Origin of the sequence: Streptococcus mitis (assembly GCF_905187535.1) — a bacterium.
Classification (GTDB): domain Bacteria; phylum Bacillota; class Bacilli; order Lactobacillales; family Streptococcaceae; genus Streptococcus; species Streptococcus mitis_BS.
The window spans coordinates 147,767-155,462 of the sequence record NZ_CAJJIE010000069.1 but is presented as its reverse complement, the minus strand read 5'-3'; the positions used below and the strand labels follow the sequence as shown (position 1 = coordinate 155,462).

Genomic DNA, 7,696 nt, shown 5'->3' with positions numbered 1-7,696 from the left:
CTTTTCAAACTTTGTCAACTACTTTTTTTATCTTTTTTAATTAATTTTACAACTGCTTCAGTTCGAGCGGTGTGCGGAAACATATCGACCGACTGGATATAATGGATATCATAGACTTCTACCAACCTTACCAAATCACGAGCCAAGGTAGAAACATTGCAAGAAATATAGACCATTTTTTCTGGTACATAGGTCAGAATTGTATCTAATAACTTATCGTCCAGACCTGTACGCGGTGGATCCACAATCAGAGCATCTGCTCGGTAGCCTTCCTTGTACCAGCGAGGAATAGTCTCTTCTGCTGTTCCTGCTTCGTAATGTGTATTGTCAAATCCCATTCTTTTAGCATTTCGCTTTGCATCTTCAATGGCTTCTGGAATAATATCCATACCTCTGAGTGTTTTAACTTTCTTTGCGAAGGCAAATCCAATCGTTCCAACTCCACAGTAAGCATCTATCAAATGGTCTTCTTTATTAACATCCAGCGCTTTTACCGCCTCGCTATAGAGGACTTCTGTTTGTTCAGGATTAAGTTGATAGAAAGCTCGAGGAGATAGTGAAAATTCATAATCAAGAACACCTTCTTGAATACTCTCTTCTCCCCAAGATAATCTCTGTCTTTTCACCATAAATCTCACTGGTTTTAGCTGTATTTGTATTCACAGCTACTGTCACCACTTCTGGAAAATCTTTAACCAAGTCTTTTACCAGTTGGGTTAAATTAAGCTGGCGATTTGCAACAATAATAATCTGAACCTGTCCAGTCTTTCTAGCTCGTCTAACCATTATAGTTCTAACACCTAGGTTTTTTCTCTCAATCACGGATGGAATCTGGTGATAAGTAAGTAATTCTGCTAGACGATTAGCAATAACTTGAGTTTCCTTGTCTTGTACCAGGCAGTCTTTCAACTCTACTAAGTAATGAGAGTTTTGTGCATATAAGCCCGCCTTGACCTGATTTTTAAATTTTCGAGTCTGAAATTGTAACTTGGCACGATAGTACTTGGGTTCCTGCATTCCAATCGTCGGGCGGATTTCATAATTTTCATATCCTGCAGGGGCAAATTTTTTTAGCGCTTGATGAAGTAAGTCCGTCTTGAACTCCAGTTGTTTATCATAATGCAGGTGCATGATTTGGCAACCTCCGCATTCATTGTAAATAGTACAAGCTGGCACAACTCGAAATTTAGACTTCTTGTTGACCTTTAGTAATTTTGCTTCAACAAAGTTACGTTTAATAGAAGTAATCTGACAATAGATATCTTCTCCTTTTAAAGCTCCAGGTACAAAGACTAAGGTTTTTTGGTAAAAACCGATTCCCTCACCATTAATTCCCATGCGCTTGATTTTTAATGGTATTTTTTGTTTCACTTTCAGATTCATACCCCTATCTTATCACATTTTGAGTTATAATAGAACTATGAAAATTACAAAACTTGAAAAGAAAAAAAGACTCTATCTGATGGAGCTTGATAATGACGACAAATGCTACATTACTGAAGATACTATTGTTCGTTTTATGTTATCAAGAGACAAGGTTATAAGCCAAGAAGAATTAAAAGAGATTCAGGACTTTGCTCAATTTTCTTATGGTAAGAATCTAGCCCTCTACCACCTATCCTTTAAAGCACGCACTGAAAAAGAAGTCAGAGAATATCTGAAAAAATACGATATTGATGAAAACATCCTTTCTCAAGTCATTATTAATCTTAAAGAAGATAAGTGGATTAATGATGGCCAGTACGCTTATACTATCATTAACGCCAATCAACTTTCAGGAGACAAGGGGCCTTATGTACTGACTCAGAAACTAACACAAAAAGGGGTTCCAAAATCTACTATAGAAGAGAACTTGAAAGAATTTGATTTTTCTGAAGTTGCTCAACGTGTAGCCAATAAACTATTGAAAAAATATGAGGGAAAACTTCCAGCTCGTGCCTTGCAAGATAAGATAATCCAAAATCTGACCAACAAGGGGTTTTCCTATTCTGATGCTAAAACTGCCTTTGACCAGTTGGATAGTCAAGTTGATGAAGAAACGACTCAGGAACTCATCTTCAGGGAACTTGATAAGCAATATTCTAAGTATGCCCGAAAATATGAAGGATACGAACTTAAACAGCGTTTAACCCAAGTTTTAGCACGAAAGGGCTACGATTTTTCGGATATAGCAAGCGCTCTCAGAGAATATCTTTAATATTTTCATGTAAAATTCACAGATTTTAGGTAATTTTATGGTACAATAGTAAACGATAAACTTATAAATTGTAGAAAGTTGGTTAGTTATGAAGCTTCCAAAAGAAGGCGACTTTATTACAATTCAAAGTTATAAGCATGATGGAAGTCTCCACCGAACTTGGCGGGACACCATGGTACTAAAAACAACAGAAAACGCCATTATTGGTGTCAACGATCATACACTGGTTACCGAAAGTGATGGTCGTCGTTGGGTCACTCGAGAACCGGCTATTGTTTACTTTCACAAGAAATATTGGTTTAATATCATTGCCATGATTCGCGATAATGGAATTTCCTACTATTGTAATATGGCTAGCCCCTACTATCTGGATGAAGAAGCACTGAAGTATATTGATTACGATTTGGATGTTAAAATTTTTACAGATGGGGAAAAACGTCTCTTGGACGTTGAGGAGTATGAGCGTCACAAACGCAAAATGAATTATTCTGATGACTTAGACTATATTTTAAAAGAACATGTCAAAATTCTTGTTGATTGGATTAACAATGGACGTGGTCCTTTCTCAGAAGCCTATGTAAACATTTGGTACAAGCGCTATGTAGAACTAAAGAATCGGTAAAGTTGTCAAACTAGGGTGAAAGCCCTGGTTTTTTATTTGAAAAACCCAGCTTTTCAGCTGGATTGGTCTCTATATGTCTAATTTAGTAACAGTAAATTTGATATGGGAATAGTCTTTTTCAATATCCTTATCCAGCAAGAAAGCTGTAGCATCTTTCTTAACCTGAACAAGGTCAATATTCTGAGCCTGGGCGGCATAGACACATCCACAATAACATTGACGATAGATATCATACTCCTCACACATCTCTACCGAACGTTTGTAGCCTTGATTTTTCTTGAAATCACTTGGAAGATAGTGGGTTGTATAAATTTTTTGCACATCGATTCCGATGCTATTAATGGTTTGAGAATTCTTATGAGGACTGATGGTCAAGGCTGAGCCAAAGTAGTCAAATCCCAAGTCCATAGCCACTTGAGCTGTCTTATCTAGTCGGTAATCAAAGCAAACCTTGCAACGGTCGCCACCTTCTGGCTCCTCCTCTAGTCCCCTAACTAGTTTTCGGTATTCATTTGGTTCGTAGGGAGCTTCTAGGTACTGAACCGTATTTCCTGTTCGCTCATTAAAATCACTAACAAATTTCTTGGTGACGTAAGCCCGCTTATGGTATTCTGCCTTGGGATGGATATTAGAATTGGCAAAATAGATGGTCACATCTGCATACTTGGTCAAATATTCTAGGGTATAGGTACTGCAAGGGGCACAGCAAACATGCATGAGAATGGTTGGCCGTTGCTCATTTTTCTCCCATACTTGTACCATCTTCTGCATGACACGGTCATAATTAATCTTCTGATTGGGGTTCATCTTGCTCAGAATTTCTTCTACATCGATCATGTTCTTCTCCTTTTTCTAGTCTTATTTTATCATATAAGTTAGGAGAGCTCAAATCAATTTAGAAGTGAATAGCATAAAAAGGAGGGTTAGTCATTCCCTCCTTTTGTGTTTTTTATAAGTTGTTTTCTATAGAAAGCTTACATCATCCCACCCATCATACTTGGATCCATTGCTGGAGCTGGGGCTGCTGGTTCTGGTTTATTGGCTACGACTGCTTCTGTAGTCAAAATCAAGCTGGCTACAGATGCTGCATTTTGTAGAGCTGAACGACTCACTTTAACTGGGTCGATAATCCCTTGATCAATCATGTTAACCCATTCGCCAGTTGCTGCGTTGAAGCCTGTACCAACTTCAGCATTTTTCAAACGATCGATAACGATAGAGCCTTCAAATCCTGCATTGTGGGCGATTTGACGAACAGGTTCTTCCAAAGCACGGAGAACAATATTGCGACCCGTTGCTTCGTCTCCTGTTAATTCCAAATCAGCTACGGCAGGGATAACATTTACAAGGGCTGTTCCACCACCTGCAACGATTCCTTCTTCAACAGCTGCACGAGTAGCGTTGAGGGCATCTTCAATGCGGAGTTTCATTTCTTTCAACTCAGTTTCAGTTGCAGCTCCGACCTTGATAACTGCTACACCACCTGACAATTTCGCCAAGCGTTCTTGCAATTTTTCACGATCAAACTCAGAAGTTGTGGTTTCGATTTGAGACTTGATAACTGCAACACGGTGAGAAATCGCTTCAGGATTTCCAGCACCTTCTACGATAACAGTGCTATCTTTGTCCACAGTTACTCTCGCTGCTTGACCAAGAGCTTCAATTGTAGCATCTTTCAACTCAAGACCAAGGTCTTCTGTGATAACTGTTCCGCCTGTTAAGATGGCGATATCTTCAAGCATGGCTTTGCGACGGTCACCAAAACCAGGTGCCTTAACTGCTACTACGTTGAAGGTTCCACGAATCTTGTTCAAAACAAGAGTTGGAAGAGCTTCGCCATCCACATCATCCGCAATAATCAAGAGTGGACGATTGCTTTGGAGAATACTTTCTAGGAGTGGCAAGATTTCTTGGATATTTGAAATCTTCTTATCAGTAATCAAAATGTATGGATTTTCAAGATCAGCTACCATTTTTTCGCTATCTGTCACCATGTACTGTGAAAGGTAACCGCGGTCAAACTGCATTCCTTCCACAACTTCCAGTTCTGTTTCCATACCACGTGACTCTTCGATAGTGATGACACCATCTTTGCCAACTTTTTCCATGGCTTCAGAGATGTACTCACCAACTTTTTCAGAACGAGAAGATACGGCTGCAACCTGAGCGATAGCTTCTTTGTTGGCAACAGGAATAGCATTGTTTTTCAAGACTTCAACTGCTGCAGCAACTGCTGTTTCAATCCCACGACGAATTCCGATTGGATTGGCACCTGCTGTGACATTTTTGATTCCTTCACGGACAATTGCTTGGGTCAAAACAGTTGCAGTTGTAGTCCCGTCACCTGCGATATCATTGGTTTTAGAAGCTACTTCTGATACCAATTTGGCACCCATATTTTCAAAATGGTCTTCCAATTCGATTTCTTTGGCAATGGTCACACCGTCATTGGTAATCAAGGGTGAACCGAATGATTTTTCAAGAACGACATTGCGGCCTTTTGGTCCCAAGGTTACTTTAACAGTGTCTGCAAGGATATCGACACCACGGACCATAGCTGAACGAGCATCAGATGAAAATTTAATTTCTTTTGACATACTTACTTTCTCCTTCTATTTTTCAATGATAGCCAAGATGTTAGCTTCGCCTACGATGATGTACTTTTCATCGCCATCTTTGACATCAAGACCTGCGTGAGCTTCAACCAAGACACGGTCTCCAGCTTTAACACTTGGAGCAACCAAGTCACCGTTCAAGGTACGAACACCTTGTCCAGTAGCCACAACTTGAGCTGTTTTGGTTTTTTCTTGGGCTGAACCTGCGAGGACAAAACCTCCAACAGTTTGTTCTTTTTCTTCTACTTTTAAGACCACACGGTCCCCTAATGGTTTCAACATCTGATTTCCTCCATAATGAGATAGATATCATTAGCACTCTTTATACCTGAGTGCTAATTTATAGTTCTATTGTATCACTTGGTCAGAAATAGTCAAGGAAAAAGTCTGACTTTCTGAGGATGAATAGATAAATTTCTTTATCCTAATTTTGCACTTTAATAATGTAGAATTTTAACGAACATAATTTATGGAATTAGCATTTTTGTTAATTCTTTTATAAAAATACCGAAACTCTAAATCCTTATATTACGCATATATAAAAAACAACGATTATAAACCGTTGCTTTTTTACATACTATTAATATTTCAATCCTGGATTGAAAAATCCTAAGGCTACTCCCACAAGTGCAATAACTACCAATAATAGCATCACCCAATTTGGAGAAACTTTCTTTTTAGCCATCAGCCACCAACATAGAACAATAAAACCTGCTGTTAAAAGACCTGGATAAACACCATCAATCTTTTCTTGTAAGTTTAAAAATGTTTCTCCATCTCCATTTTTCAGCTCTAGCGCCGTAGTGACAGATACCCAAGTTGCTGCAACAGCTCCTATGACCATACCACCAACAACACTAATTGATTTTCTTAGTGCCTGACCTTTAGGACCTACTAAAAATTCTACTGCTTTATCTCCAAGTTCATATCCTTTAAAATAAGCAAAACGCATTCCAAGATAGACTAATAGATTCCATGCAATAATATAGAATATTGCACCAGAAATATTTCCTCCTTTAGAAAGACCTAGAGCTATCCCCAAAAGAACAGGAATTAATGTTCCTACAATAAGTGAATCTCCAATACCTGCAATAGGCCCCATTAGACCAGCTCGCATTCCATTGATGGTTTCACTATCTACGGCATCTCCATTTGCACGCGCTTCTTCCAACCCAGCTGTTATCCCAACTACTAGAGAACCCAACTGCGGCTCAGTATTAAAGAATGCTGTGTATGTTTGCATAGCTTCTTTTTGCTCTTCCTTAGTATCATACATTTCTTCTACAATTGGAAGCATAGAAGTTAAATATCCAAAAGTTTGCATATGTTCTTGAGAAAAACATGTCAGATGTCCATAGAACCAGTGGTGAAATGATTTTGTTAATGTTTTTCTTGATATTTTTTTTCGACTCATTCTAAATATCCTCCTCTTCATCAAATCCCATATCACTGACAACCGCTGTCGTACGGGCAGATTTAATAACTTCTAATTCATAATAAATTACTGCAAAAATTAATGACACAACACCACTTGCTACTAAGTTCAAGCCTAAAGATTTTGCTAACGTGAACCCGACAAAGAAAGGAATAAAGTCTGTTGTTTTTGTAACAATTTGTTTCAAAAGTATTGCAATACCCACACATGGAAGGAGTGCTCCTACAGTAAATAGAGACTTCATTACAAAACCATCCATCGGAAGATATACTTTCATAAGATCAACCATATCTGGTCCAAATTTTGTAATAATCATTGTTGGTAAGAAAGAAAAGATAAAGTGTGAAATCCAAGGATATACCCAATCAACAGCATATAACTTCTTAAAATCACCTTTCTCTACAGCTTTCCATCCAATGTGTTGCCAAAGCAAATTCATAGTAGCTGTACCATAGAATAAAACAGTTCCAATTGTTCCAACCGCAGCTCCAATTGGCGCTGCTGCTGCTGCAATCGCTACTTCACCTGAAATATTATTTGCATGAACAAATAGGATAGATAACGGAATTCCGATATAAGAAATTGCCCGTACATCGGCAGATACAGTTCCACCAGGTGTCACTAAGGCAATATATAATACCTGTAAAGCCACACCAACGATTACCCCTGTTGTTATATCTCCTAATATTAAACCTACAATTAAACCACCAACTAATGGACGCCCCAAAGTATAGTTACCAATACTGGATCCCCCCATACCTGGCATCGATGCTAAACTTGCAAACAATCCTAAAAGAGCTGCTTGAATCCAAGAAATTTCCATCATT

At 38.5% G+C, this 7,696-nt stretch carries 7 protein-coding genes and 1 pseudogene; 2 read left to right on the top strand and 6 right to left on the bottom strand.

Annotated elements, in window-relative coordinates; all coding sequences use genetic code 11:
• Positions 1-14: 14 nt before the first annotated feature.
• A pseudogene (rlmD, locus tag JQ841_RS09800) lies at positions 15-1,383 on the bottom strand (23S rRNA (uracil(1939)-C(5))-methyltransferase RlmD).
• Positions 1,384-1,420: 37 nt separating this feature from the next.
• Here rlmD and recX point away from each other — a divergent pair.
• Both recX and ntdP read left to right on the top strand, forming a co-directional pair.
• The gene (gene recX / locus JQ841_RS09795) at positions 1,421-2,197 is read left to right on the top strand and encodes a recombination regulator RecX (RefSeq protein WP_203180777.1); all 777 of its coding nucleotides are present in this window, start codon (positions 1,421-1,423) and stop codon (positions 2,195-2,197) included.
• An 88-nt stretch (positions 2,198-2,285) separates the two neighbouring features.
• Positions 2,286-2,819 (top strand): nucleoside tri-diphosphate phosphatase, encoded by a 534-nt coding sequence (gene ntdP, locus JQ841_RS09790; RefSeq protein ID WP_000775316.1) that lies wholly within the window; start codon positions 2,286-2,288, stop codon positions 2,817-2,819.
• 69 nt (positions 2,820-2,888) lie between these two features.
• On the opposite strand, the gene JQ841_RS09785 is transcribed toward ntdP, so the two are convergent.
• The 5 genes from JQ841_RS09785 to JQ841_RS09765 form a co-directional block, all read right to left on the bottom strand.
• Entirely contained in the window at positions 2,889-3,656 is a 768-nt protein-coding gene (locus tag JQ841_RS09785) for an epoxyqueuosine reductase QueH (RefSeq protein ID WP_203180776.1), read from the bottom strand.
• Between the two features lie 137 nt (positions 3,657-3,793).
• Positions 3,794-5,416 carry a chaperonin GroEL gene (gene groL / locus JQ841_RS09780; protein WP_203180775.1) on the bottom strand — a complete coding sequence of 541 codons (1,623 nt, stop codon included), beginning with the start codon at positions 5,414-5,416 and terminating at the stop codon, positions 3,794-3,796.
• A 15-nt stretch (positions 5,417-5,431) separates the two neighbouring features.
• On the bottom strand, positions 5,432-5,716 hold the full coding sequence (groES, locus tag JQ841_RS09775) for a co-chaperone GroES (protein ID WP_000917337.1): 285 nt from the start codon (positions 5,714-5,716) through the stop codon (positions 5,432-5,434).
• A gap of 298 nt (positions 5,717-6,014) precedes the next feature.
• Positions 6,015-6,869, bottom strand: a complete 855-nt coding sequence (locus tag JQ841_RS09770; protein ID WP_033683132.1) for a PTS system mannose/fructose/sorbose family transporter subunit IID — start codon at positions 6,867-6,869, stop codon at positions 6,015-6,017.
• Positions 6,850-7,692 (bottom strand): PTS mannose/fructose/sorbose/N-acetylgalactosamine transporter subunit IIC, encoded by an 843-nt coding sequence (locus JQ841_RS09765; protein ID WP_078238001.1) that lies wholly within the window; start codon positions 7,690-7,692, stop codon positions 6,850-6,852. Before JQ841_RS09765 ends, JQ841_RS09770 begins: the two co-directional genes overlap by 20 nt.
• Positions 7,693-7,696 lie beyond the last annotated feature (4 nt).

Bases quoted from the DNA above. Each gene is read 5' to 3' on its own strand.
- groES (WP_000917337.1), bottom strand. From the start codon at position 5,716: ATGTTGAAACCATTAGGGGACCGTGTGGTCTTAAAAGTAGAAGAAAAA.
- JQ841_RS09765 (WP_078238001.1), bottom strand. From the start codon at position 7,692: ATGGAAATTTCTTGGATTCAAGCAGCTCTTTTAGGATTGTTTGCAAGT.
- groL (WP_203180775.1), bottom strand. From the start codon at position 5,416: ATGTCAAAAGAAATTAAATTTTCATCTGATGCTCGTTCAGCTATGGTC.
- ntdP (WP_000775316.1), top strand. From the start codon at position 2,286: ATGAAGCTTCCAAAAGAAGGCGACTTTATTACAATTCAAAGTTATAAG.
- recX (WP_203180777.1), top strand. From the start codon at position 1,421: ATGAAAATTACAAAACTTGAAAAGAAAAAAAGACTCTATCTGATGGAG.
- JQ841_RS09785 (WP_203180776.1), bottom strand. From the start codon at position 3,656: ATGATCGATGTAGAAGAAATTCTGAGCAAGATGAACCCCAATCAGAAG.
- JQ841_RS09770 (WP_033683132.1), bottom strand. From the start codon at position 6,869: ATGAAGAGGAGGATATTTAGAATGAGTCGAAAAAAAATATCAAGAAAA.